23 protein-coding genes are annotated in these 23,640 nt (G+C 65.1%); 12 read left to right on the forward strand and 11 right to left on the reverse strand.

Annotation, left to right across the window (positions count from 1 at the left end):
- The first annotated feature begins 46 nt into the window (after positions 1-46).
- On the forward strand, positions 47-1,135 hold the full coding sequence (locus tag ACTU6U_RS15215; protein ID WP_439255256.1) for a hypothetical protein: 1,089 nt from the start codon (positions 47-49) through the stop codon (positions 1,133-1,135).
- 559 nt (positions 1,136-1,694) lie between these two features.
- Here ACTU6U_RS15215 and ACTU6U_RS15220 read toward each other — a convergent pair.
- The 5 genes from ACTU6U_RS15220 to ACTU6U_RS15240 form a co-directional block, all read right to left on the reverse strand.
- A complete protein-coding gene (locus ACTU6U_RS15220) occupies positions 1,695-2,888 on the reverse strand; it encodes an SNIPE associated domain-containing protein (protein ID WP_438253860.1) in 1,194 nt (397 codons plus the stop codon).
- Between the two features lie 125 nt (positions 2,889-3,013).
- Positions 3,014-4,264, reverse strand: coding sequence for a hypothetical protein (locus ACTU6U_RS15225; RefSeq protein WP_438253859.1), 1,251 nt, complete (start codon positions 4,262-4,264; stop codon positions 3,014-3,016).
- 286 nt (positions 4,265-4,550) lie between these two features.
- Positions 4,551-6,125, reverse strand: coding sequence for an Ig-like domain-containing protein (locus ACTU6U_RS15230; RefSeq protein WP_443469957.1), 1,575 nt, complete (start codon positions 6,123-6,125; stop codon positions 4,551-4,553).
- Between the two features lie 54 nt (positions 6,126-6,179).
- Positions 6,180-7,346, reverse strand: coding sequence for a MalY/PatB family protein (locus ACTU6U_RS15235; protein ID WP_443469958.1), 1,167 nt, complete (start codon positions 7,344-7,346; stop codon positions 6,180-6,182).
- Positions 7,347-7,388: 42 nt separating this feature from the next.
- Positions 7,389-8,165 (reverse strand): alpha/beta fold hydrolase, encoded by a 777-nt coding sequence (locus tag ACTU6U_RS15240; protein ID WP_443469959.1) that lies wholly within the window; start codon positions 8,163-8,165, stop codon positions 7,389-7,391.
- A gap of 116 nt (positions 8,166-8,281) precedes the next feature.
- Between ACTU6U_RS15240 and ACTU6U_RS15245 the strand changes: the two genes are divergently transcribed.
- Genes ACTU6U_RS15245 through ACTU6U_RS15260 form a run of 4 tightly spaced genes read left to right on the forward strand, consistent with a single transcriptional unit; the run spans position 8,282 to position 11,381 of the window.
- Positions 8,282-8,830, forward strand: coding sequence for an EthD domain-containing protein (locus ACTU6U_RS15245; RefSeq protein WP_443469960.1), 549 nt, complete (start codon positions 8,282-8,284; stop codon positions 8,828-8,830).
- A complete protein-coding gene (locus tag ACTU6U_RS15250; protein WP_443469961.1) occupies positions 8,827-9,564 on the forward strand; it encodes an SDR family NAD(P)-dependent oxidoreductase in 738 nt (245 codons plus the stop codon). The genes ACTU6U_RS15245 and ACTU6U_RS15250 overlap by 4 nt, the downstream gene beginning before the upstream one ends.
- Positions 9,561-10,547, forward strand: a complete 987-nt coding sequence (locus ACTU6U_RS15255; protein WP_443469962.1) for a substrate-binding domain-containing protein — start codon at positions 9,561-9,563, stop codon at positions 10,545-10,547. Before ACTU6U_RS15250 ends, ACTU6U_RS15255 begins: the two co-directional genes overlap by 4 nt.
- A gap of 3 nt (positions 10,548-10,550) precedes the next feature.
- Complete coding sequence (locus ACTU6U_RS15260; RefSeq protein ID WP_443469963.1) at positions 10,551-11,381, forward strand: amidohydrolase family protein; 831 nt, start codon at positions 10,551-10,553, stop codon at positions 11,379-11,381.
- Positions 11,382-11,384: 3 nt separating this feature from the next.
- On the opposite strand, the gene ACTU6U_RS15265 is transcribed toward ACTU6U_RS15260, so the two are convergent.
- Genes ACTU6U_RS15265 through ACTU6U_RS15275 form a run of 3 tightly spaced genes read right to left on the reverse strand, consistent with a single transcriptional unit; the run spans position 11,385 to position 14,727 of the window.
- The gene (locus tag ACTU6U_RS15265) at positions 11,385-12,113 is read right to left on the reverse strand and encodes a class II aldolase/adducin family protein (protein WP_443469964.1); all 729 of its coding nucleotides are present in this window, start codon (positions 12,111-12,113) and stop codon (positions 11,385-11,387) included.
- Positions 12,110-13,609, reverse strand: a complete 1,500-nt coding sequence (locus tag ACTU6U_RS15270) for an aldehyde dehydrogenase family protein (protein WP_443469965.1) — start codon at positions 13,607-13,609, stop codon at positions 12,110-12,112. Before ACTU6U_RS15270 ends, ACTU6U_RS15265 begins: the two co-directional genes overlap by 4 nt.
- Positions 13,610-13,623: 14 nt before the next feature.
- Positions 13,624-14,727: an iron-containing alcohol dehydrogenase family protein gene (locus tag ACTU6U_RS15275; RefSeq protein WP_443469966.1), complete on the reverse strand. Its 1,104-nt coding sequence runs from the start codon at positions 14,725-14,727 to the stop codon at positions 13,624-13,626.
- Positions 14,728-14,881: 154 nt separating this feature from the next.
- Here ACTU6U_RS15275 and ACTU6U_RS15280 point away from each other — a divergent pair, with 154 nt between their 5' ends.
- Complete coding sequence (locus ACTU6U_RS15280; protein WP_443469967.1) at positions 14,882-15,787, forward strand: LysR family transcriptional regulator; 906 nt, start codon at positions 14,882-14,884, stop codon at positions 15,785-15,787.
- Positions 15,788-15,811: 24 nt separating this feature from the next.
- Here the strand turns inward: ACTU6U_RS15280 and ACTU6U_RS15285 are convergent, their stop codons facing one another.
- Positions 15,812-16,525: a flavin reductase family protein gene (locus ACTU6U_RS15285; RefSeq protein ID WP_443469968.1), complete on the reverse strand. Its 714-nt coding sequence runs from the start codon at positions 16,523-16,525 to the stop codon at positions 15,812-15,814.
- Positions 16,526-16,711: 186 nt separating this feature from the next.
- On the opposite strand from ACTU6U_RS15285, the gene ACTU6U_RS15290 reads away from it, so the two are divergent.
- The gene (locus ACTU6U_RS15290; RefSeq protein WP_443469969.1) at positions 16,712-17,659 is read left to right on the forward strand and encodes an SMP-30/gluconolactonase/LRE family protein; all 948 of its coding nucleotides are present in this window, start codon (positions 16,712-16,714) and stop codon (positions 17,657-17,659) included.
- On the opposite strand, the gene ACTU6U_RS15295 is transcribed toward ACTU6U_RS15290, so the two are convergent.
- Positions 17,648-18,112, reverse strand: coding sequence for a MarR family winged helix-turn-helix transcriptional regulator (locus ACTU6U_RS15295; RefSeq protein ID WP_443469970.1), 465 nt, complete (start codon positions 18,110-18,112; stop codon positions 17,648-17,650). The two genes, ACTU6U_RS15290 and ACTU6U_RS15295, sit on opposite strands and share 12 nt — an antisense overlap.
- 88 nt (positions 18,113-18,200) lie before the next feature.
- Here ACTU6U_RS15295 and ACTU6U_RS15300 point away from each other — a divergent pair, with 88 nt between their 5' ends.
- Genes ACTU6U_RS15300 through ACTU6U_RS15310 form a run of 3 tightly spaced genes read left to right on the forward strand, consistent with a single transcriptional unit; the run spans position 18,201 to position 20,516 of the window.
- A complete protein-coding gene (locus tag ACTU6U_RS15300; protein ID WP_443469971.1) occupies positions 18,201-18,818 on the forward strand; it encodes a TetR/AcrR family transcriptional regulator in 618 nt (205 codons plus the stop codon).
- The gene (locus tag ACTU6U_RS15305; protein ID WP_443469972.1) at positions 18,815-19,552 is read left to right on the forward strand and encodes an SDR family NAD(P)-dependent oxidoreductase; all 738 of its coding nucleotides are present in this window, start codon (positions 18,815-18,817) and stop codon (positions 19,550-19,552) included. The genes ACTU6U_RS15300 and ACTU6U_RS15305 overlap by 4 nt, the downstream gene beginning before the upstream one ends.
- Before the next feature lies 1 nt (position 19,553).
- Complete coding sequence (locus tag ACTU6U_RS15310) at positions 19,554-20,516, forward strand: aldo/keto reductase (RefSeq protein WP_443469973.1); 963 nt, start codon at positions 19,554-19,556, stop codon at positions 20,514-20,516.
- Here the strand turns inward: ACTU6U_RS15310 and ACTU6U_RS15315 are convergent, their stop codons facing one another.
- Positions 20,517-21,146, reverse strand: a complete 630-nt coding sequence (locus tag ACTU6U_RS15315) for a TetR/AcrR family transcriptional regulator (RefSeq protein ID WP_443469974.1) — start codon at positions 21,144-21,146, stop codon at positions 20,517-20,519.
- A gap of 121 nt (positions 21,147-21,267) precedes the next feature.
- On the opposite strand from ACTU6U_RS15315, the gene ACTU6U_RS15320 reads away from it, so the two are divergent.
- Together ACTU6U_RS15320 and ACTU6U_RS15325 are read left to right on the forward strand one after the other, a co-directional pair.
- Positions 21,268-22,254 (forward strand): PDR/VanB family oxidoreductase, encoded by a 987-nt coding sequence (locus ACTU6U_RS15320; protein ID WP_443469975.1) that lies wholly within the window; start codon positions 21,268-21,270, stop codon positions 22,252-22,254.
- A 32-nt stretch (positions 22,255-22,286) separates the two neighbouring features.
- The gene (locus tag ACTU6U_RS15325) at positions 22,287-23,567 is read left to right on the forward strand and encodes a cytochrome P450 (RefSeq protein WP_443469976.1); all 1,281 of its coding nucleotides are present in this window, start codon (positions 22,287-22,289) and stop codon (positions 23,565-23,567) included.
- The last annotated feature ends 73 nt before the right edge of the window (positions 23,568-23,640 follow it).

Genomic DNA, 23,640 nt, shown 5'->3' on the forward strand with positions numbered 1-23,640 from the left:
GAAAACCCCAAACAAGACGAGTCAACTAAACCGTCAGCAGTCCCCGATGACCAGATACGCAGTAGATGAATCCCGCTCAACGATCGTCCGTACATACCCCACATCCATCGGAGACCGCGCAAGCGATCTCACGTCAATCGATGCCGCCCTTGAGCCCTACGCCATCGGACTCGCGAAGGCCCTGACCCGCCTTTCAACCGCCCTTTGGGTTGCCTACGAGAGCCCCGAGGAAGACGACGAACACGAGGACGTTCCAGGCCACGACGCCGGGCCGGATCGTGATAAGTATCAGGAAACACTCAACGCGGTCAGCAAGCCGAACTTGCCTCTCGCGTCCGGCGGCATGAACATCTCATACGACGACGCCGAGGAATCCGGACATGCCGTCGGGCGTATCCTCCACGCGGTCGGATCTCCCACGCTACTCGCCGCAATTCTGGACGAGTCCAAAGCCGAGATCCTCGCGGTCACCGCCGCGCAGGCAGGAGACCTCAGCGGACGCGGTGAGCAGGCAAGCATTCTCAGCCGCTCAGTTGTCTCCGCCGCTCATGTGGCACGCGCGCATGAACTTCTCACCGCCGACCCGATGGCCCGCCCGTCTGCGTTCATCGGTCTTGAGCCGGTGGCCTGCGCTGTGGCGGTCGCCGATTGGCTGAATTGGGCGGCGCTCCTCGCCTCCAAGGCAAGTGGCATTCGCCATACGGCGGTCGTCATGACGGCGGACAACATCGAACCTTTCGCGTGCGAGCGCCCCACACTGGTTCTCGAGCGGATGGCCAAGCGGCAGTCAGCAGAGTCCATCATCACCGCCATGGTCCGCGAGGCTCTCGCTGTGGCCAACGGCTACAACATGCACCTCACCTCGCTCGAGGATCTGCCCGATGTTCAGCGTCCTGGACCGGATCTGCTGGAGGACCTCCTCGATGCGATGGGCGCCTGCTTCCTCATCTGGAACCTCGACCAGGATGACTCCGCGCCCTGGCCAGACGACATGACCTCGGAAGAGGAGGACGCGAGAGAGAAAGAGCTCTACGAGAAGCGCGAATCCGCATTCACCGCTGCGCTTCGTACCCGTGGGCGAAAAGAACTCCGCCGTCGCACCAACATAACGGCGCCGACCGCCAACATCACTTGAACCCCGTGCCTCCGACTCCGCGTTCTCGTCGCTGAGTCGGAGGCACCGGCAATCTACGTCCACACCTACGGATCCGCGGGCAACCAGGGCGAGCTCCATCCCCGCCATGCCAGGACGCAGATCGGCCGACGTGTGCTCTAACCTTTTCCCTTCGCAGGCCAGTTGCGTACCGACCGCACCCGCCTCACCAGCCGGTCGAGCGAAATGGCCCCTATCGTGGACAGCCTTCGACTACGCATCTTCTTGCGCGATGGCGCTGTCGCGTGTTTGGTTCCCTCGATTGTCCGCAAGGACCGCAAGTGCTGCGAGCCGTTCGACTTGTTCCGGGATGAATTGCGCGGGCGCCTTCTTACGTTCGTTTGCGAGCCAGTACGCGAGTTCACGTTCTTCCTCAGATCGTCCGCGGCGCGCTGTTGGATAAACGCCGCGGGTGCAGTGCGGTGACCCGCGCGGGTCATGATTCCCGTGTCGTCGCTCCAGCCTGGGCAAGCCCAGCGTGCCGCAAGTCATCCCGGGGAACTACACCCGCTTCACCCGGTTAAGAGCCCTCGGGGGCCGCTTAGGGTACGGGCCAGAGCCCGACCGATTGTCGATATTCGGTCGCTTCAACGTTCTCGTTGAACTCGAGAATGTTCCCGACCTTGCTCAAAAGCACTTCGCGGACCTCTGCCGGTGTCACGAAGAAAAACTCCTTACGTGAATTGGCACGGTTGAGCGCTCGATCGGCGAAGTGGCGGTGGAGGTCGGCCTCGAGCGTGACCGCGTTCTCGGAGAAGAACAAGGCATGAGTATCGAACCTGAATGGTACCGATGCGCCACCCAACTCGAAGATGCGGTCGCGAGGCTCAAGGCGCCGCGTCAGCCCGATCTTGACGACGTTCTTTCCAAACGCGCCTTGGTTAGAGATCACATACACGTACCCAGCTCGAATATTCGCCGCTCGATAGTCGTTCTGCGCAATCGCCTCGTCCACAGCCGACAACCGCTGCGCAAGGGCCTCGTCAACATGACCGCTTTGCTGCAACGCAGCAAGAGTGTTGATCAGATGCAACCGCTCTTTGTCTAGTCGGGCGCGCTCCTCTGCGAGCTCCCTCTCAACTCGTTTCTGTTCTCGAAGGCGCGCTCGTTCCTCACGTTCAGCTTCGCGCTCTTCTTGTTTCTTGAAGAGCCAGTCTGCAGTGAGTTCAATCTCGCGCACCCGAAGGTCATGGAACTCGTCGCTGATGCGCATTTCCATGAGCTTGCCTAGCTTCGCAATCGCGGTGCGCGACGCATCGAGGCGCTTCTTCGCTGTCACCACGTTGCCGGCACGGAGAGCACGAATCGAGTTGTCTGCTTCGGCGTTGTACGCGCGGAGCATGAGCTTGGCGAGGTCATCCGTCATCCGGCGCCCTTGCGCGAGAGAGTTGTTGAACGTGAAGAGCTCAGATCGGACAATCGCGTTTCCGGCAAGAACGAGTGCTGCAATCTCCTTCTCCAGAGTTCTCAACTGATCCTGATACGCCGCAGCGGACTCCAGGGGATGGTGGTAACGGTAGATTCCAACGTCTTGCAGCACGCGCGCATCGTCGAGATCCACGTACTCCGCGGAACTGGACTCCGTGATTTGCGCGCGCAATGCCGCGTTCTCGGCCTCCAAAAACGCGAGACGGCCAGAGTCGCCCGCGTACTCAACTTCCTCGTTCGCAGTAGAAAATTCCTCCAGTGGCTCCTCTGCCTCGCTCTGCTGAGGAGCTTCGAGCGAATCGACCACCCACAGTTGCCACCCCAGAGGTGGCTCGGGCCACGACGGATCCGGCGTCCAGCCTGCCGGTGGCACCCAACCCGACGGAGGCTGAGGCCAGCCAGGCGGAGGATTAAACGACAGACCAGTGCTGCTCATCGTGCGCGCCGAACCCCGCCAGCGACAACCGGAAGGAGTCCGTGTGGATTCTTGGAGATGGCAGCACCAAGGTGCTCCAGCGTTGCCGCGGGCACGACGCCGGAAAGATCGAGCTTGTCGAACTCTTCACGACTCGCAGCCACCGCGACGAACGGCACGTAAGTCGGTTGGCCCGTCGCGGGGCTGATCGTCTGTGTTCCGAGCTCGAGCGCAATCGTCTTGATCAGCGTGCGCCTATCCGCTTCGAACACTTCATGAAGCGAACGCAACGCAACGTTGTGAACTAGTGCGGTGTAACGCTCCTTTGTATCCTTCTGGGTCGCGGCGACTGGTGTGATCTCGTCCGTTGCTTTCGTGTACTTGTAGTGCTTCGATGTGGGCACAACGCCCGGACCTGGAACCAGGACTCGCATCGTTAGTTCGGCCTCAGCAGGATCAAACCTTGCAGAATGCGTAATCTCAAGCCATTCCGGGTACGTGGAATTGGCAAGCACGATAGAGACGTACTCCTGCACAGCATCCACAGTTCCGTAGCCAAGACCAGCAATCAACTGATCCAACTCCTCATTCTGAGCAGAGACCGCACGCTCACGCGCGGCACTCTCGTCTTCATAACGCGCAATCGCCGCTGCGAGACTCTGCTCACGCTGCCGCTCAGCCTCCGCGTGCCTAGCCGACGCCGCCGCACGCTTAGCGGGCAGTTCCTCTCGGGCCGCCTCCCATATTGCGTAGTCGACCGCGTACTGCTCCTCAACAGCAGCAACCGCCTGTTCCTGCTTCTGTTTGCGCCCAAACAGCCCTTTCACCGGCTCGGGTTCTCGCTTTACCGGCAGTGAAGGATCAGGAATCGGCGTTGGGGCGGGGATCGGTATCTGCAGATCCACATGCGGGAACGGCGGGTGAACTACCACCGCACGGAGCGACTCAAGATCGACGAAGTCATCAACCGACAGCGTCCCCGCGAGAACATCATCAAGCTCAGCGAACTTGCCGTTTAGGTCAGAAGTCAGCTCTTCAGCTTCGGCGACACGAGCAGCAGCGTAAGCTAACGCCGCCTCACGCTCAAGCCGCTTGCGGTCCTGCTCGGAAGCGCGATCCGCGGCCATTCTCGCGCGTTCCGCAGCGCGTTGAGCAGACTCGGCCCGCTTCGCAGCTTGCGCCTGCTGCCGCATCGCTGCCTGCTGACGCTGCTCCGCCACTTTCGCCTGATGCTGAAGCTCAGCGAAAAGACCACGACGACGTGCCATCTGTACTCCCTCAGTAAATGCCCGCAGTCTATCGGCGACCGATGACATCAGCAGTTGGACCGACCGGCATTGGCTGATGACGCCCCGCCGCGTGGCGGACCTTCTCGACACCGCATAGCGAGACGTCATCCGCATGAAAAGTGCGTTGACCAGGAAGTTCTTCCTGGATTTATGCCAACTAGTGTGAGAACACGGATGCCAGGACGCAGCGAGAAGCCGCGCCAACATCAGTGCCAACTATCCTTCAGTGTGCCAACTAGCTTGAGAACTCACAACCGGCTCGGGCTCAGGCCCTGCGCCGCCGTACAGCGATCAGCATTGCGCCGAGGCCGAGCAGCACGACTCCGATGCCGAGCGCACCCCATGCATCTGATCCCGAAAGCCCCGTCGCGGGCAGCTTCGCACTCCCGTGCTCAGCGGGAGCAGCATCCGGTGTCGGCACAGGCGGCACGATATCAGCGGTGACGACCACGTCCACCAGTGCAGAACTCGGCAGACGGTCAGCCATATCGGGCGTGAAGCGCAGCTCGACGTCGTACGAACCCACTGCAAGACCGGCGAAGGGCACGGTCGCAGCCCCCGCGACAAGAGCGATCGGGTCGCCGAACGGATCGCCGCCGATGAACGCCTGCACTGTGCCGGTGGCGGCAGGAGCTGCGGGCGAGGCGTCACGCACTTCGACGACCTCGACCTCCACCGACGCCGGGTGCGACGGGGTTCCAGTCACTGACTGCTGGAGCGGCCGCACCGAAGTATCGATCGCCTTCACCCGCAGGCCGAGGTCCGCCGAGGCAGAAGGCTGGAAGCCGATCTCCGGCACAAATCGAGCGGACACGTCATGGTCGCCGATGGCGATATCTGCCGCACTCAGCGGCACCTGCACTGAAACCGTGCCGGTCGCAGGAGCGGCAACCGGCAGGAGTGCAGACGCGACGACAGCGCCGTCCACGAAAACTTCGATCTCTCCGCGCGCGTCCACCTGCGGCGCCCCGAGCTGCGCCGGCAGAGTCACCACATCAACAGTCGCGGTCACCGTCTCATCTGCCCATGCCTCGGACGCAGAGAGACGCAGATCGGTGGACGTCTCGACCGCCGTGACGCTGATCGGCGAAGCAAGCGACGTCGAGGATGCATAGTTGCCCGCGCTGTCACCGTTGTAGACGACACTCAGCCCGATCGCGCCCATCGGAACGACGACGTCGTTGAACATCGCCTCCCCGTTGGCGCCGAGTGTCACGGTTGCCAGAAGAGCGGCGTCGGCGAACAGCGTGGCGGTGCCGTCGAGCTCGGCTGTCGCAGGAGCGACACGCGCGTGCACGTCGATCGGCTGGAATGCTGAGACGGATGCTGGTGCACTGACGATCTCAGTCGTTGTCGGAGCCTTCGCCACAGTGACGGTCACAGGTGCGCTCGTCGACGGAGCGGCCCCCTGGCCGGTGTCCGGCGCGTACCCGTCGAACCGCGCCGACAGCTCGTGCGTTCCCGCGGGGATGAAGTTCGAGAACCCGAAGAACCCTATGAATGTGCCGCTTCCGGTATAGACAAGCGGCGCACTACCGACAACGACCCCATCCAGGAGGATCGTCACCTGCTGCCCGGAAAGGTTAGACGGTCCGTCGAGGGCGACGGTTGCCATGACGATGGACGGACCTGATCCGTACTGCGCTGGCACCGTGATCACCTCGAGACTGGTCGTCGTAGACACCGGCGGGGCGATCGGCTCCGCAGCCACGACGGTGGCGTACGACGGCGTCGCGAACAGCACCATCGCTGCCGCGAGGACGCCGACCCCAATCGCACTCAGCGCACGTCGGAGATGAGAGAGCGCGCGCAGCGATTGGACGCTATCCATTTTTGTCATGGGGACATCTTCGTAGATGCACCCTGCCAACACCAACTCAGCGTCGGAGGACCATCACGAAGACCGCGCCGCAAGCGCCTTCCTGATCCGCTCTACAGCCTCGCGCATGACGGGTCGCGGAGTGGCGAACACGAACCGGGTGAAGCCGATCCCGGCCTCACCGCAGGCTGCACCGTCAGTCATCGCGACGCCGGCGTTCTCACGGAACCATTCACCGAGGTCACCGGTCAGCCCCGCCTCACGGAAATCGAGCAGCGCGATGTACGTCCCCTCCGGCATGGTCATGGTCACGCCGGGAATCTCGTCGACGAGTTCGACAAGCAGCCACCTGTTGCCATCGAGGTACTCCGTCACGTCCGCCAGCCAGTCGCCGCCAGAGGTGTAGGCGGCGAGGTTCGCGATCGCGCCGGTCGTCGACGTGCCGTGACCGGTCCACCCCCCATCGGCTTCCCACACCTCCGCCGACTTCGCATCGGAGAAGATGATCTGCGCGCACTTCAGGCCCGCGAGATTCCATGCCTTCGACGCGGATGCCGCAGTGACCGTGTGTGCCGCCGTAACCGGCGACAGCGAAGCGTAGGGAATGTGCGCCGCAGGCGCGTAGACGAGCGGCGCGTGGATCTCGTCTGAGAACACTCGGCCGCCGGCATCCGCCACGATCTCGGCGATCGCGAGGAGCTCGTCGCGCGTCGCGACGGTGCCGAGCGGGTTGTGCGGGTTGCACAGGACGAGCATCTCGCCGCCGTCCGCGAATGCGGCGGCGACGCCATCCAGATCCATCGCCCAGCGGCCATCCGACAGGATGCTGGGCACCTCGATCACCCGGCGGTCGAGCCGCGGCGGCACCGAGAGGAACGGCATATATGCCGGCGTGGGCACGATGATCGCGGCATCCGGCGATGTGAAGCTCTTGATCGCGAATTCGAACGCGACAATGACGTCCGGCACGAGGTGAACCTGATCGGCTTCGAGCGGCCAGCCGTAGTGGTCCGTGTAGCGCTGCGCGGTGGCCTGCTGCAGGTCGGTGGCGAGGCGCTGCGGAAGGTAACCGGTCAGTCCCGAGCTCAGCGATGCGCCGATCGCCTCGGCGATCGCGGGGGCGACTCCGAAGTCCATCTCGGCAACGAAGGCGCCGATCGCTTCCGGGAACATCGTCCACTTCAGGCTGCCTGCCGCCCGGAGGTCTGCCTCGGTGATGGTGTCGAACGGATGCTCGGTCATGCTGCTCCTTCGGATCGTCTCTCTATTCTCCTGGAGCAGAACTCACCCGAGGCGATTCGCGACGATGCCGGCAGTCGCATCCGGGTGGACGCGGTGGCCGACGGATTCTGGAACCTTCACGAACTCGGCATCCGGCATCGCGTCTGCCAGCCGCTTCGCCGCGCCTGCCAGGAACGGCATCGTCTCGACGCCGCACAGGATCGTCACCGGCATCCGCACCCCGAGCATCGCATCCGTCGGCGTCGACACCCGCTGCGTCACCATCGTGTCGTAGACAGTGGACTGCCCGAGCGGCGCTGTCGCGGCAAACGCCGGCGACGCACGGAACTGCTCGATGAACTCCTCCGGCAGGCCGACGCCCTCGCGCTGGAACGTGATCACGGCCTCATCCGGATGCCCGTCGTCCACGAACGCCTGCAGCCGCTCCGCGAGATCGGGCGCCGGGTCGTCCTCACCGAAGCTGAATGGAGGCTCGGAGAGGAACAGGTGCGTCATCGGCACGCCCTCACCCGCGGCATACAGTGCCAGCACTGCGCCGGACGAATGTCCGAGAACCGCGGTATCCGCGCCTGCTGCGGCGACCACCGCCGCCAGATCCTCGAGCTCCCGCTCGGGAGCTGCGGGCGGGGTGTCGCCGCTGTCGCCGCGTGCACGCCGATCGTAGGTGATGGCTCGCAGGCCGGCATCCGCCATCGCTTGCGCGATATCGGCGGCATCCTCTGCACGCGAGAGCGCGCCGTTCACAATGACGATCGCGGGGCCTGCGCCCGTCGAGTGCGTGGCGATCGGGGTGCCGTCTGCGGAGGTGATCATGTCCATGCCCCCAGGCAACACCCATGCAGGCGCCCACGCAACGACGAATCCATACCCAAGGGGATATCAATCTTTCGCGATCCGTCTTTGCCCGCACGAGAGCCAACGCCGATAGTGGTCGTATGCCTGTCTTCAGCTTCCTCGATACGCGCCCGGCCAGTCTCCCCGCGGGCACCCGCCTCTACGAGTTGACGAAACGCCCGCACGCGACCCAGAAGAACCCTTTGCCCGCATCGCTCGACGGATTGACGTACATGGCCGACGGTCCGAAAGCGATCGACGGCGCCTCGCTGGTCATCCCGGCCCAGGACCAGCTGATGTTCGAACGGGATGGCTCCGGCCCAGGACGCGGAGGGGTCGTGCGCCTCTTGCTGAACGTGCGCAAACCCGGCCTCACCCGCGATCAGTTCGCGAGCCACTGGCGCGACGTGCACGCGCCTCTCGCGATCGGCATGAACCCGCACTACGACTACTACGTCACGAACATCTCCACCGATCCTGACTCCGAGTGGGACGGCGTGCTGCAGGAGTGGTTCCCTTCGCACTCGGCGTTCGAGGAGCACGAAGGCGGGCTGAAGAACATCAAAAAAGAAGTCGCCGACGACTACCCGCTCTTCCTCGCCGACTCCGCGGAGTGTCCGCAATGGATCGGCGTCGAGGTCACCGGGTGAGTGCCACCCTCGCGAGCCGCCGCTTCCTCGTCACCGCAGGCGGCTCCGGTATCGGGCTGGCGACCGTCCGCCGGCTTGTGAAGGCCGGCGCCCGCGTCGCCGTCAGCGACATCGACCCCGACCGCGTGGATGCGGTGGCCGTCGAGTTCGGCGCAGACGCGGTATTCGGGATCGTCGCGGATTCCGGCGACCCCGAACAGATCGACGGCTGCTTCGCGTCTGCGTCCGCGCACTGGGGCGGCCTCGACGGATTGTTCAACAACGCCGGCATCACCGCACCGCGGGTGCCGCTGGCGGATCTTGATCCCGCGATCGCCGAGCGTGTAGCATCCGTCAACCTGCTCGGCACGTTCCGCATGATGCAGCACATGCTGCGCCACGCGGCCGATCGCCCCTCCGTCATTCTCAACAACTCCTCCGGCACCGCGCTCCAGGCCGCCCCCAACACCGGGTTCTACTCGGCGACGAAGGCCGCGATCATCTCCCTCACCCGCACTGCGGCCGTAGAGGCCGCCCCGCATATCAGGGTCAACGCGATACTCCCCGGCCCGACCGAGACCCCGACGCTGCTCGCCGCTTCTCCAGAGCGCAAGTCGCAGTTCCTCGCGGATGTTCCGCTCGGCCGTTTCGGCACACCGGATGAGATCGCCGCCCTCGCCTTCTGGCTCCTCAGCGACGAGTCGTCGTACGTCACCGGAGCCGTGTTCACCGCCGACGGAGGAGTGACCGCATGACCACCCGCCCCCTGCTGCTCGCCTGCGGCGACTACGACCGCACTTCTTCCCTCGCGAATGGTCGAGTCCGCGCGGAGGGCCTCGATCTGAATGTGCTGAATCTGCCCGTCGAGGAGATCTTCTACCGCAACGCCGTGTACGGCGAATTCGATGCCGCAGAGATGTCGCTGTCGTCGTACACGCTGACGATGGAGCGAGATCGCCGCTTCGTCGCCATCCCCGTGTTCCCCTCGCGCGCGTTCCGCCACAACGGCGTGTACGTCAACGCGTCGAGCGGAATCGACGAGCCGAAGGATCTCATCGGACGCACCGTCGGCACCGCCGAATACCAGATGACCGCGGTCGTCTGGATCCGCGGCTTCCTCGCGGAAGACTACGGTGTGCCTGTCGATTCGGTCATCTATCGCACCGGCGGGCTGCTCAAGCCCGGTCGCGTCGAGAAGATCCCGTTGCAGATCCCCGGCATCGACATCGCCCCGATCCCGATCGACCGCACACTCGACGACATGCTCGTCTCGGGCGAGATCGATGCTCTGCACACCCCCCGCGCACCTCGGTCATACCTCGACCGCAACCCGAACGTGCGTCGACTCTGGGAGAACACCGAGGAGGAGGAGCTCGCCTACTTCCAGCGCACGGGAGTGTTTCCCATCATGCATGTCGTGGTCATCCGCCGGGAGATCTACGAACAGAACCGCTGGATCGCTCGCTCGCTCTATAAGGCATTCACGGAGGCCAAGGACATCGTCACCGGCCGTGCCGAAGAGACCGCGGCCCTGCATTCGATGCTTCCGTGGAGCTACCTCGCGGCACGCGATGCACGTGAGAAACTCGGCGATGACTACTGGTCGTACGGCGTCGAACCGAACCGCAAGACGCTTTCAACATTCCTGCGCTACTCCCTCGATCAAGGTCTCATCACCAAGCACTGGGAACCGGAGGAGCTGTTCGCTCCTGAGACGATGACCGACTTCGTCATCTGAGCCATGCCGGTCATCGACGCGCAGGTGCACTGCTTCGAGGCGAACACGCCCGCACGGCCGTGGACAGGACCAGGTGCGGGTCTTCCTCACGCAACCGCGCAGACGAACGTCGACCTCATGGATGAGAACGGGGTCGACAGCGCGGTGCTCGTCTCGCCCTCGCTGAACTACGGGACCGACGCGACCTACGCGTTCGAGGCCGCCGAGGCGCACCCCGGTCGATTCGCCGTCATCGTGCCCATCGATCTCGCACGACAGCATCCGGAAGACCTGCTGGATGAGATCTCCGACCGGAAATACGTGGCGGGACTTCGCCACATGCTGTGGACGCCAGAGCAGCGCGCCGCACTGAACTCGCTCCGGCTCGATGCCCTCTGGCGCGGCATGGTCCGCGCAGGCCTGCCGTTGTGCGTCGCGACGCGCGGGGAGACAGCGGAGATCGCCGAGCTCGCCGGCCGCTTTCCCGAACTCACGATCGTCATCGATCATCTGGGATTGCCCAGCAGCCCGACCCCGCCCGCACCGGAGAACCCCTTCACCCTCCTCGGGACGATTCTGCAGCTCGCGCCTCTGCCGAACATCGCCGTGAAGATCACCGGCATGCCCGCGCTCTCGCATGAGCGCTACCCATTCGCCGATCTGCATGACGCCATGCATCGCACAGTGGACGCGTTCGGCGCGGAACGTGTCATGTGGGGCACCGACTGGACCCGCGTGCACGAGTTCGCCGACTATGCGGCGGGAGTGCAGTGGATGCTCGAGAGCGGACTGGATGCGGACGAACTTCGTCTGGTGCGCGGCGAGAGCGCGGCGCGCATCTTCACCGGGCGCTGAACCTCAGCGCAGCATCCGCTCGCTTTCGCGCACGAGGTAGTCGAACCCCGCGTGCACCTGTCGAAGCGGCCAGCCCAGGGCGCGGATGTCTTCTTCCGACATGCCCTCATCGACATTTCCCGCGGCGAGCGCGGTCAGCAGCACACCGGCTGCGCGCTCGAGCTGCACCGCCCGCATCACCGCCACGGCGACATCTTCGCCGACCGTCACGAACCCGTGCCGCGGGATGACGACGCCGACGGCGCCGCCGAGTGTCTGCGCAAGGCGCTCGCGCAGTTCGGCATTGCGGATGAGCGATGCGGTCTCGGTGAAGCGCGGAAGCTGCTCGAGCGTGAAGTCGATACCGGCATGACTGAGCGCCCGCATCGGTTCACCGGTCGCGCACCACGCATTGACCGCGTCGCTGTGCGCGTGCACGATTGAGGTGACTTCGGTCCGCGCGTGATAGACGCCGGCGTGAATATGCCATTCGATGTGCCGGTCGCCCTGACCGACCACGACCTCGCCGCTCCAGTCGATGAGCTGCACGTCGTCGGGCTCGATCTCTTCGAAACCCAGGCCGGAGCGTTTCATCCACAGGCCACGACCCGCGTGGTCACGTACAGAGACGTGCCCCCACACGAGGTCGCGCAGCCCGCCAGCGGCGAGCACACGGCTGGCCCTCGAGATCAGCAGCGCGCATTCGGCATCCGTCGCGGGTGCGACCGCGAACCCGTCAGTCGGAGCGGTCAATGGCCGGCCCGCTGGGGCGCATCGCCGAACAGCACACTGACGTTCTTCGCCTGCGTCCAGCTCAGCAGCTCGTCGTGGTTCTCCTCCCGGCCGATGCCGGAGTCCTTGTACCCGCCGAAGCCGGAGCCGAGGAAGTGCCGGCTGGTCTCGTTGATCCAGACATAGCCGGCCTGGATGTCGCGGGCGAAGGAATGCGCGGTACGGAGGTTGTTCGTGTAGGCGCTGGCAGTGAGACCGTAACGCACGCTGTTCGCGATCGTGAGCGCCTCGTCGTAGTCGTCGAACGGCATGGCCACAAGCACCGGACCGAAGATCTCCTCCTGCGCGAGGGGTCCGTACGGATCGACGTTGTCGAACAGGGTCGGGCGTACGAAAAGTCCGTCCGCGAGTGCGCCGTCGGTCACCCGATGACCGCCGGCGGCCACGTCGTAGCCGAGCGACTTGCCGAGCTCGATGTAGCGGGTGACCTTGTCGAACTGCTGCTGATTGACGATCGCGGCGGTGTCCGTGCTGTCGTCGTGCGGCAGCCCTGAGCGGAGCGCCTCCATCTTCTCGGCCAGCGCGTCGACGACCTGACGGTGGATGCTGCGATGCACGATGAGCCGCGATGTCGATCCGCAGGACTGCCCCTGCCACGTGAAGTTCATGCCTTTGAGCGCACCGGCGACGGCCGTGTCGACGTCTGCGTCGGGGAAGATGACCAGCGGGTTCTTGCCACCCAGTTCGAGCGTGACGTGCTTGACGCTGACCTCGGCGGCGCGGCGCTGGATCATCCTGCCCGTCTCATCGGCGCCGATGAATGCGAGACGTGCGACGTCGGGATGCACGACCAGCGCATCGCCGGCTTCCTGGCCGAGACCGGTGATGATGTTCACCACGCCCTGGGGCAGCACGTCGCTGATGATGTCGGCCGCCGCCAGCGAAGAGAGCGAGGTGTGTTCGCTGGGCTTGGTGACCACGGTGTTGCCGGCGGCGAGCGCACCGGCCATCTTGCCGACGGTGAACAGAAGCGGGTGGTTGAAAGCGCTGATTCGTCCGACGACGCCGTACGGCTGGCGCAGCGAGTACATCAGTCGCTCGTTACCGGCGGGAATCGTGGAGCCCTGCGCCTCGAGCACGAGACCGGCGAAGTAGCGCAGCTGAGAGGCCGCGACCTTGCTGTCGAAGCGCATCTCATGCATCGGGCTGCCGTTGTCGAGCGAGTCGAGGTATGCGAGACGCTCGGCGCCTGCCTCGATCGCGTCGGCGAGCTGATCGAGGTAGCGGGCGCGCTGCAGCGGTTCGAGCGCGGACCACGCAGGAAAGGCCTGCTTGGCGGCCTGGACGGCATCATCGACGTCGGCCGCGCTCAAGCGGGGGATGGTCGTGATGAGCTCGCCGGTCGACGGATTGGTGACGTCGATCGTGCGGCCGTCGCGGGCTCCTCGACGCTCGCCGCCGATGAGAGCGAGGTTCGAGATTTCCGTGTGCGTGGCGGGTGCAGCCATTGTGCTCATGTTGTCCTCCGAGATCAGGCCGTGGCGACGGCGACGTTCGTGGCGACGGCTCGGCGCGCAAGATCGCGCAGCTCGTCGTCGGTGCTGGGGCGTCGGTTGTTGAAGCGGAACGGGCTGTTCGCGCCGGCGAGGAAGAACTCGTCTTCGGCGTCGGCGATGAGCTCATCGGCATCGAACGCCGTGGGGATGCCGGCGTTGCGATACAGCTCCGGCAGGGCATCGATCTCGCGGATGACGTCGTCGCTGACGACGGAGCGGTTGAACTCCGCGACGATGGGCAGCAGCACGCTGTTCTGACGACCGTGTGCGACGCGGATCCGCGAGGAGCCGGTGATCGCGTGTACCAGGCTGAGTCCGGCATTGCCACAGGCGAAGTTCGCCATGGTCGATGCCTCGAGCAGAGCCTGCAGGTCTTCTGGCCGGCGCTCTCGGATCGCCGCCGCCATGACCGCGCGTATGGTGCGCACCGCTTGCAGAGCGACGGTATCGGTGAAGGATGTCGCGCCGTTTGCCCACAGCGCCTCGAAGCCATGGCTGAGCGCGTCTGCGGCGGCGTCGCGCATCGGCACCTCCGGAAGGCCCAGGAGGTGCTCTCCGTCGAGGATCGCGAGATCGGGCTCGTAGCCCCAGCCGCGCATGCCCACGTTGGCGTCGCTCTCGGTGTCGTAAAGCACGAAGGCATTGGAGACCTCGGAGCCGGAGCCTGCCGTGGTCGGGATCGCGATGAACGGCGCGGGACGATTCGGAGCCACATCGATGCCGACGTACGCGGTCACCGGGCTGGCGTTGGTCAGCAGGAGAGCCACGGCCTTCGCCTGGCTGAGCGCACTGCCGCCGCCGACGCCGACGACGAGATCCGCCTGTGCGTCACGGGCGACGGATGCTGCGGCCTCGGCTGCCTGGATCGTCGGATCGACCTCGGCGAGCGACTCCATGACCACCGTATCGCCGAGGAGCTCTGCGATGCGGTCTAGCAAGCCGATGCGCTTGAGGCCGGCATCGCCGATCAGGGCGACACGGGTGCCACCCAGAGTGCGCACGTGCTCTGCCAGTTCGGCGGTGGAACCCCAGCCTGCATGGACGCGGGTGGGTGTGGTGTAAAGGCGGCTCTGAGTCATCTTCGTCTTCGAATCCTTGAGGGGCGCACACGCTCTGTGTGCCGCGGCACCAGGCTAGGCAGGAGAGGCATGCCGAGGGAAAGACCGAAGGCCGGGGCACTCATCATGATTGTGTTATAAATGCAGCTACCCGTCCCATTGGAGGCAGCCACCGATGTCGATCGAGATCCGACACCTGCGCCAGTTCCTCGCAGTCGCCGAGGAGCTGCACTTCACACGTGCCGCAGAGCGGCTCCATCTCGCCCAACCTGCGCTCAGTGCTCAGATCAAGAAGCTCGAGCAGGAGCTCGAGGTGCAGCTGCTCGTGCGGAGCACGCGCGCCGTCGAGCTGACTCCGTCCGGCGCGGAGTTCGCCGCCAGGGCCCGTCACACCGTCGAAAGCTACGACGCGACTCTCGCCGCGGCCGCACAGCTGCGCCGAGGAGGCGGAGGACACGTCAGTCTCGGAGTCTCTTCTCGTCTGCGACCGGCGCTGCGCCGAGAATTCACCGGTGAGCTCGGGCGGCTCGCACCTCGCCTCTCGATCGATTTCGTCTCGGAGAGCACCGTGCGTCTCGTGCAGGCCGTCACCGCACGGCGCGTGGATGCCGCGCTCGTCGTCGCCCCTTCGCAGACCGCCTCGCTGCGGTCGGTGCGGGTTCGGGATGCTCCACTGATCGCTGCGCTGCCCGCCGGGCACGAACTCGCGGATCGGAGCGAGATCACTCTGTGGGATCTGCGGGACGAGCTGTGGATCATGCCGAGCTCCGACGTGTTCGCTTCGAACTCGTTGATGCACGCGATGTGCCTGGAAGCGGGATTCCGCCTGCGGGTATCGACAGCGGCGACCAGCAACTACGACGATGATTTCATCGGCGTCAGCGAAGGCAGCGGCATCGAGGTCGTGCCCGATGTGTTCACGCGTCCTGGCGCGGTGCCCGGGGTGACTTTCGTACCCGTGAGCACCGTGACGCTGCCGATCTACCTGGTCGCTCAGGCGGATGGGGACGGCCGACGGCTCGGACCGCTGTTCAAAGCGGTCCGAGCCGTGCTCTCCCAAGATGAGGCGGATGCCGACTGACCTGTCATCTCGGCATCCGGCTTCTCAGAACGTGCGCTCTGCGCTGCGCATCATGTCGCGCCAGTCCTCGACCGGGGTGAGCACCGGGTCCTCGACGCCGGCGTCGGCACCTCGGAAGTCCAGCTGCGACACGCCTGCGGCTTCGAGCGGACGGTAGTCCCACTCCACTCGCATCGGCTCATTGGCCGGCACGAACTGGTCCATGTAACGACCCCCGCAGAAGTGCGCCGGCTTCGCCTTGTCCCAGATGATCATCTGGTTCTCGTCGATGACATCCGCGTTGGCGCTGACAGCCTGGGTCTGGCCGTTGACGGTCATCCGGTGGATCCACGGGTGAGTCCACTCGACCTTCATCTCGAAGTGGGCATAGCACTCGGCGATGCGGGGAGGCGCAACCTTCGTCGACGGCACGGTCGTGAATCCGGCCTTCTCGAGTTCGTTGATCCCACGCTTCCACGGCAGACCGCAGATGAGCACCTTCTCGAGGAGCTCCTTGTCGAACGGGACGAAGTTGATGACGAACTCGCCGTTGGCAAGAATGTTCGCATGAGTGTCGCTGCCCTTGGTGCAGGTGAACGACAGCTGCACGGGGTCATGGCACACCCGCACGGTCGATCCGTACGACGCGGCATTCACGTTGCCATCGGCATCGACCGTCGTGATGATCGCAAGCAGCGATGTCGGCGCGATGATGCAGTCCCAGTTCTCCGGACGCACCAGTGTCTTCTCAACGGTCATGTCTTCTGCTCCTGTCGAAGTCGAGTGTGGTCGCGAGCCAAACCTATGCAGGCGCCCCTGAGCAGGGGAAAGACAGGAGCGATGGGGACTGATAGTGCTGGCGTTATGACTGGGCTCGGTCTCGTCTCATTCCCGCGCCACGGCGCTGTTAGCGTGAGGCACGACCCATCGAATGAAGGAGCTCAGGTGACACTCGCGGACCGCCATCACGGACGATCGGCTCAGCCCGTGCGGCGCATCACAGCACGCGCTCTTCGAGAGAGACTGGTCGGCACGAACACCCCCGGCGGCATCACCCCGATCCCCGAGGGTCCGGCGTTCACGCGCGACGACGGCCTGCTGTTCATCAGTGCGTTCCCCGACCCCGACGGCTTCAAGGTGTTCCGCTTCGATCTGGACACGCGTGAGGTCACCGGCGTCTTCGGCAGCGATCAGATAGCGCTGGCATCATTGGTGATCCATCGAGATGGCAGGCTCTTCTACGCTGACTTCCGAGGCGGGCGAACAGGCGGCGGGCGCATCGCCGTATCTGAGCCCGATGGCAGCGGATATCGCACCCTCATCGACGAATTCGAGGGAACGGCGATCGTCCCGGACGACATGGTCTTCGCCGCGGACGGCACGATGTACTACAACGACTTCCAGGGCACCGCGCTGCATCCCACGGGCCGGGTGATCCGCGTCGACCCCGATGGCACGCAGTCGCTGCTCGTGGACGGGCTCGCGATGCCCAACGGCATCGCGCTCTCGGCAGACGAATCGCGCCTGTGGGTCAGCGAGCATCTGCGCAACACTCTCGTGGGCATCCAACTCGATGGTCGAGCTGTTCCGGAAACCCGCGTCTACGGATACTTCACGGGCGGCCTGGCGGATTCGACCACGGTCGACTCGGCCGATAACGTCTATCAGGCCTTCTACGACGGCGGTCGCGTCGAAGTGCTCGATGGCGAGGCGAACCCGATCGCGGTCATCACTCCGGGAGACGATCCGCTTCGCGAGTATCCGCGTACGACTCACGTGGCGATCGAGCCCGGTAGCACGCGCGGCATCCTCGTCGCGGGTGGACGAACGGGCATCGCGGTCTTCGAGTTCGAGGCTCTCGCCCCCGGACTCGTGCCGTTCTCACACCGCTGAAACACCGACCGAGCCGAAGCTCTCACCGTGATCGACGAAGCGCCGCAGCAGACCGACGAACTGGTCCCGTTCGGCGGCATCGAAGCACTCGGTCATCCACACCGTCATGGCATCGGCGGAGGTTCCCACCTCGCGGTGGATCCTGCGCCCATCATCGGTCAGGCTGAGGATGCGGCGCCGTCGGTCGGAGGGATCGGGCGCGGCACGCACCCAGCCGCGCTGGACGAGACGCTCGATCACCGCCCCCGTGGTGGAGGTGTCCAGCGAGGCCCCTCGCGAAACGGTGACCTGGTCGACGCCTTCAGAGGCCGCGATCACGCTGATCGCGGAGTACTGAGTGGGCGTCACATCCTTCGACACCATCGCCGACCACAGCGACGAGTGCACCTGCTGCGCTCGTCGCACGAGGTGCCCGGGACGCCGGAGCATGTCGTCGTTCGCGTGGCCTGCCATGGCATGAGTGTATGCGCTTCGCGCGCCTCGATCGCAATTACGATACGATCACGTATAGTTAACACCGCTGAGCCGATGGAGGTCTGCAGTGGCATCTTTCCCACAACGCGGTCGACCGCGTGATCCCGAGGTCGACCGATCGATCCTCTTCGCCGCGCTCGAGCTGCTCGGCGAACTCGGTTACGACCGATTGACCATCGAAGGCGTCGCCGCGCGCTCAGGAACGGGCAAAGCCTCGATCTATCGCCGATGGACCGGCAAGCCCGAGCTGATCCTGGACGCGGTTCGACTGCTGGAGGAGTCGTTCACCTCCACGCCCCCCGATACGGGAAACCTGCGCGACGATCTGATCGCCGTCATCCCGCAGTTCACCGTGTTCAGCACCTTCGGCCCCTCTCAGGCGCCGATCATCCTCGGAATGGCTCAGGCCATGCAGAGCGATGAGAAGATCGCCGACTACATGCGGGCACGATTCACCTCCGATGTCCGCCACGCCAGCGAGATCGTGCTCGAACGCGCCATCGCGCGCGGTGAGATCAGCGCGGAGGCCCGCGGCATCCGGCTCTTCCACGACCTTGCCCCCTCCCTCACGATCGGGCGCCTGCTCCTCACTCTCGACCCGATCGACGAGCAGTTCCAGACCGAGTTGGTGGACACGATCCTCATTCCCCTTCTGCACGCGTCAGCCCCCAAGGAGACCACATGAGTCAGCGATTCGACGGCCGTGTGGCCATCATCACGGGAGCCGGTTCCGGCATCGGGCGGGCCATGGCCGAACGACTTGCCGATGAAGGCGCTCAGGTGATCGCCGCTGATCTCAGCGATGGCCGCGACGAGACTGCCGCCAGCCGGCCCGATGCGATTACCGCGGTAGCCTGTGACGTCTCCGAGCCCTCAGACGTCCAGTCGGTCGTCGACACGACGCTGACGAGGTTCGGGCGCATCGACGTCCTGATGAACAACGCCGGAATCACCGGTCCCGTCGCCCCTGGCCACGAGTACCGCCTTGAGGACTGGGACCGCGTGATGGACGTCAACGTGCGCGGCGCGTTCCTCATGATGCGTGCCGTTTTGCCGACGATGCTCGCCCAGAAGCACGGTGCGATCGTGAATACCGGGTCGGTCGCCTCCTACATCGCCGCACCCGGATCGCTGGTCTACCCGCCCTCTAAAGGGGCAGTGCTCATGCTCACCAAGCAGGCGGGGATCGAGTACGCCGCCACGGGCGTCCGCGTGAACGCCGTGTGCCCCGGCCTGATTCGCACTCCCATTCTCGACGGCGCCCCGGTCTCTCACGATGTGCTCGCTCAGCAGGTGCCGATGGGCCGGCTCGGCGAGCCCGAGGAGGTTGCGGCCCTCGCCGCTTTCCTCGCCAGCGATGAGGCCGGCTTCATCACTGGCCAGGGCTTCGTGATCGACGGCGGACAGACGGCCGCCTGACATGCAGCGTCGCGCTCTCGGAGAGGGCGATCTCGCCGTCGGTGCCATCGGCTTCGGCTGCATGAGCCTGAGCGGCATCTACTCCGGTCAGCCACTGAGTGCGGATGAAGCACGCACGGTCATCCACGGTGCCGTCGATGCCGGTACGACTCTGATCGACACGGCGCACGCCTACGGCGGCGGGCACAACGAGCGACTGTTGGGCAGTGCTCTTGACGGCATCCGCAGTCGGGTCGCGGTCGCCACGAAGGCGGGCCTGGTGCCGTCTCCAGGTGGTGGCGCGCATGTCCTCGACCTCGACGGCCGTCCGGAATTGCTGCGCGCGCAGGTTGACGAGAGCCTGAGCAGGCTCGACGTCGACCGCATCGACATCCAGTATCTGCACCGCATCGATCCGAAGGTTCCACTCGAGGACAGCTGGGGAGCCCTGGCTGAACTCGTGACAGCAGGTAAGGTCGCTCGCCTGGGGCTGAGCGAGGTCACCGTCGAGCAGGCGGAGCGCGCGCACCGCATCCATCCCGTCGCGGCGATCCAATCGGAATTCTCGCTCTGGGCCCGGGAAGCGCTCACGAGTAGCGTCGTGGCATGGTGCGCCGCTCAGGGCGCCGCGTTCGTGCCGTTCTCTCCATTAGGGCAGGGGTTCCTGACGGGGAGCGCGACGCGCGCCGAGGACCTCGACGAAGGGGATGCCCGCACCAGCAGCCCCCGCTTCACCGCAGCGGCCGCACGCGATGCGGAACCGCTGACGGATGCCGTGCGCGAGGTCGCCGCCGAGCACGGAGCGACGGCACCGCAGGTGGCCCTGGCCTGGCTGCTCGCACAGGGCGCGCACGTCATTCCGATTCCGGGAACACGCCGCGTCCGCCACGCGCAGTCGAACGCAGCCGCGGCTGACCTGCACCTCTCCGCTCAGGCCATCGAGCGCCTGGATCGTGCTGTCGTGCCCACGCCGGCACGGCACTGATCAGCTGCGCGCCAGCGCCACCGCAGCCACCGCCAGCTGGCGCCAGGTGACCGAGGTCTGAGCCGACTCGGGATTGACGCGACGCGCGATGACGTAGCCGTCGAGGACCGCCAGGCAGAAGGTCGCGATCTCCGCCGGGTCCCTCTCGCTGCCGATCGCCTCGCACATGCGCCGGATCGGCCCCAGTAGGAATCCGAGCCCTTCACCGCGGATGCGACGGACCGAGGCGTGCACCTCGCTGCTGTCATCCGGTGTCTCCAGCGCCAGGATGTCGAGCACGCGGAAGAGCCGGTCGTCATCCGTGGCGGCGTCGCCGACGTGAACCATGAACGCCGTGAACGCGTCGATGGGGTCGGCGTCGTCCGGCTGCACGAATGCGGGCAGCCCCTGGAAGAACTGGTCTGCGTATCGCTGGAGAACTGCGGCGATGACGCCGTCCTTGTTGCCGAAGTGCCAGTAGATCGAGCTCGCCGGCAAGCCCGAGCGCTTTCGGATCTCGGAGACGCTCGCGCCCGAGTAACCGCGCTCGTAGATGATCTCGGCGGCGGCATCGAGGATGCGATCACGCGACTCAAGGCCTTGCTGCTGCCGCGACGTCATCGTCGGCTCTTGCTCGATAAGTTCAGTCATGTCGTTCCCAGGATAGGTAGTGGACGCCACTGCGTCTATATGTAATGATCATTCCATACAGGTGCGGGAAATCACCATCGATGAACCGCCGAGACATGTCGACCATCGAAGGAGATGCACGATGAGCACGCCAACCGCCACTCTGTCCAAGCCCGACCAAGAGCTGACTCGCACGCTGAGCGTCGCCCGCATCGACGAAGTCGCAGACGGCGTACGCGCCGTCACGCTGGCCGCCGTCGATGGCTCAGACTTGCCGGCGTGGACACCCGGTGCGCACATCGACGTCCTGCTGGGCAACGGCATCGTCCGCCAGTACTCGTTGAGCTCCGACCCCTATGACCTCTCTTCGTACCGCATCGGCGTGCTGCGGGAGCCCGCCAGCCGGGGCGGGAGCGAGTACGTCTTCACCGAGCTCGCGCTCGGGGACCAGATCGAGATCACCGGCCCACGCAACAATTTCGCGCTCACCGATGCTTCGTCCTACATCTTCATCGCCGGCGGCATCGGAGTCACTCCAGTCCTCGCCCAGGCTCGCGAAGCCAAGCGCCTCGGACGCGAGTACGTGCTCGTGTACGGTGGACGCTCGCGCGCCTCGATGGGCTTCCTCGACGAGCTCGCCGCCGAACACGGCGACCGCCTGCAGGTCTGGCCGCAGGATGAGAAGGGCATCATCGACCTGCCCTCACTCCTCGGCACGCCCCGCGAGGACACCAAAGTCTACTGCTGCGGACCGGCTCCGCTGCTCGGCGCCGTCGAAGAGCAGTGCACCACCTGGGCTCGCGAAGCCCTGCATATCGAGCGCTTCGTGCCCAAGATCGTCGAAGCATCCGATGACGCCGTCGACGAGTTCGAGGTCGAGTTGAGCGCCAGTGGCCTCACGGTGCACGTCGGTGCGGACCAGAGCATCCTCCAAGCCGCGATGGACGCGGGGGTCGATGTCTTCTTCTCCTGCCAGGAAGGCACCTGCGGCTCGTGCGAGACCCCCATCATCGAGGGCGAAGCAGACCACCGGGACTCCGTGCTGAGCGAGGCGGAGCAGGAGGAGAACACCTGCATGATGATCTGCGTCTCGCGCGCCAAGTGCCCCCGCCTCGTACTCGACCTCTGATCCCAGATCCCTCAACACCCAAAGGAGATGCAATGACGCTCGAAATGGCCTATGCCCACAAGCCGGAGGACCTCACCGCATGGCCACCCTCTGCCGAGACCCGCAAGTGCCCGTTCAGCTTCTACGACGAAGCACGCGAGAAGTCTCCGCTGTACCGGTACCCCGAGCCGCACCCGCTGAGCGGTCGGCCCATCTTCTTCGCCACCGGGTGGGATGCCGCAAACTACGTCCTGTCCCACGTCGAGGAGTTCGATTCGAAGCTCGGCGATGCCCTGCCCGAGATGGGCAACCTCGCCGCCGCGCCTTACCCGGACGTGCCCAGCCACTACGAGGCGCCCGGAATCGCGTTCACCTACGGTGAGGATCACGCGGTCAAGCGCTCGTGGGCGAACATGCTGTTCGAAGCAGATCGCATGAAAAACTATCTGCCCATCATCGAGGAGGTCGCCGACCGCCTGATCGACGAGTTCATCGATCAGGGCACCGTCAACATCACGGATGCCCTTGCCGAAGCGCTGCCGCTCGAGGTGCTCACGATCATCATGGGCCTCCCCCGCGAGGATGCCAAGGACCTCAAGAGCTGGACCGACATCGTCACCCGTCTCGGAATGAACTCCGACCCCGATCCGGCAGAGGTCGAAGCGGCGACGAAGGCGCTGGAGGACAGCGGCGAGTACGCCTATCGTCAAGCCGTGGATCGCCTGGAGAACCCTCGCGACGACTACATGACCGCCGTAGTCCAGGCACAGGTCGAGCGCGATGGCGAACTCGACAAGAACGCCATCGTCGTGCACATCCGCTCGATGTTCCTCGCCGCTTATCACACGACCGCAGCGATGCTCGCGGCGGCGACGGTGCACATGGCGCAGATGCCCGACAGCCAGCAGGAGCTTCGCGAGCAGCCCACCAAGCTCCGCAAATTCGTGGAGGAGTCCGTACGCCTTGAAGGTCCGCTGCAGTGGCACCCGCGCGTCGCCATGAAGGACACGAACGTCGCGGGCACTGACGTTCCCGAGGGCTCGGTTGTGTTCGTCTCGTTCGCAGCGGGAAGCCACGACCCGGCCAAGTTCGAGAACCCGTACACGTTCGACCCTTCGCGGCGGAACGTCGCCCAGCACCTGTCGTTCGGTGCCGGACCGCACCGCTGCCCCGGTGCACCGCTGGCGCGTCTGTACGCCCAGGCCGCCTTTACGAGGCTGCTGAGCCGCACCAAGAGCTTCGAGCTCGACGAGGAGGCCAGCGATCTCACTCCGCTGCCCGGCTTCAACTTCCGCATCCCTACCCGTGTGGTGCTGAAGTTCCGGAAGGCCTGAACGACACGAGCAAGAGGCGCCGCACCCGATCCGGGTGCGGCGCCTCTTGCTCGTGTCAGGCTATTTCAGCGGG

The organism is Microbacterium zouquanmingi (assembly GCF_052266695.1).
Classification (GTDB): Bacteria; Actinomycetota; Actinomycetes; order Actinomycetales; family Microbacteriaceae; genus Microbacterium.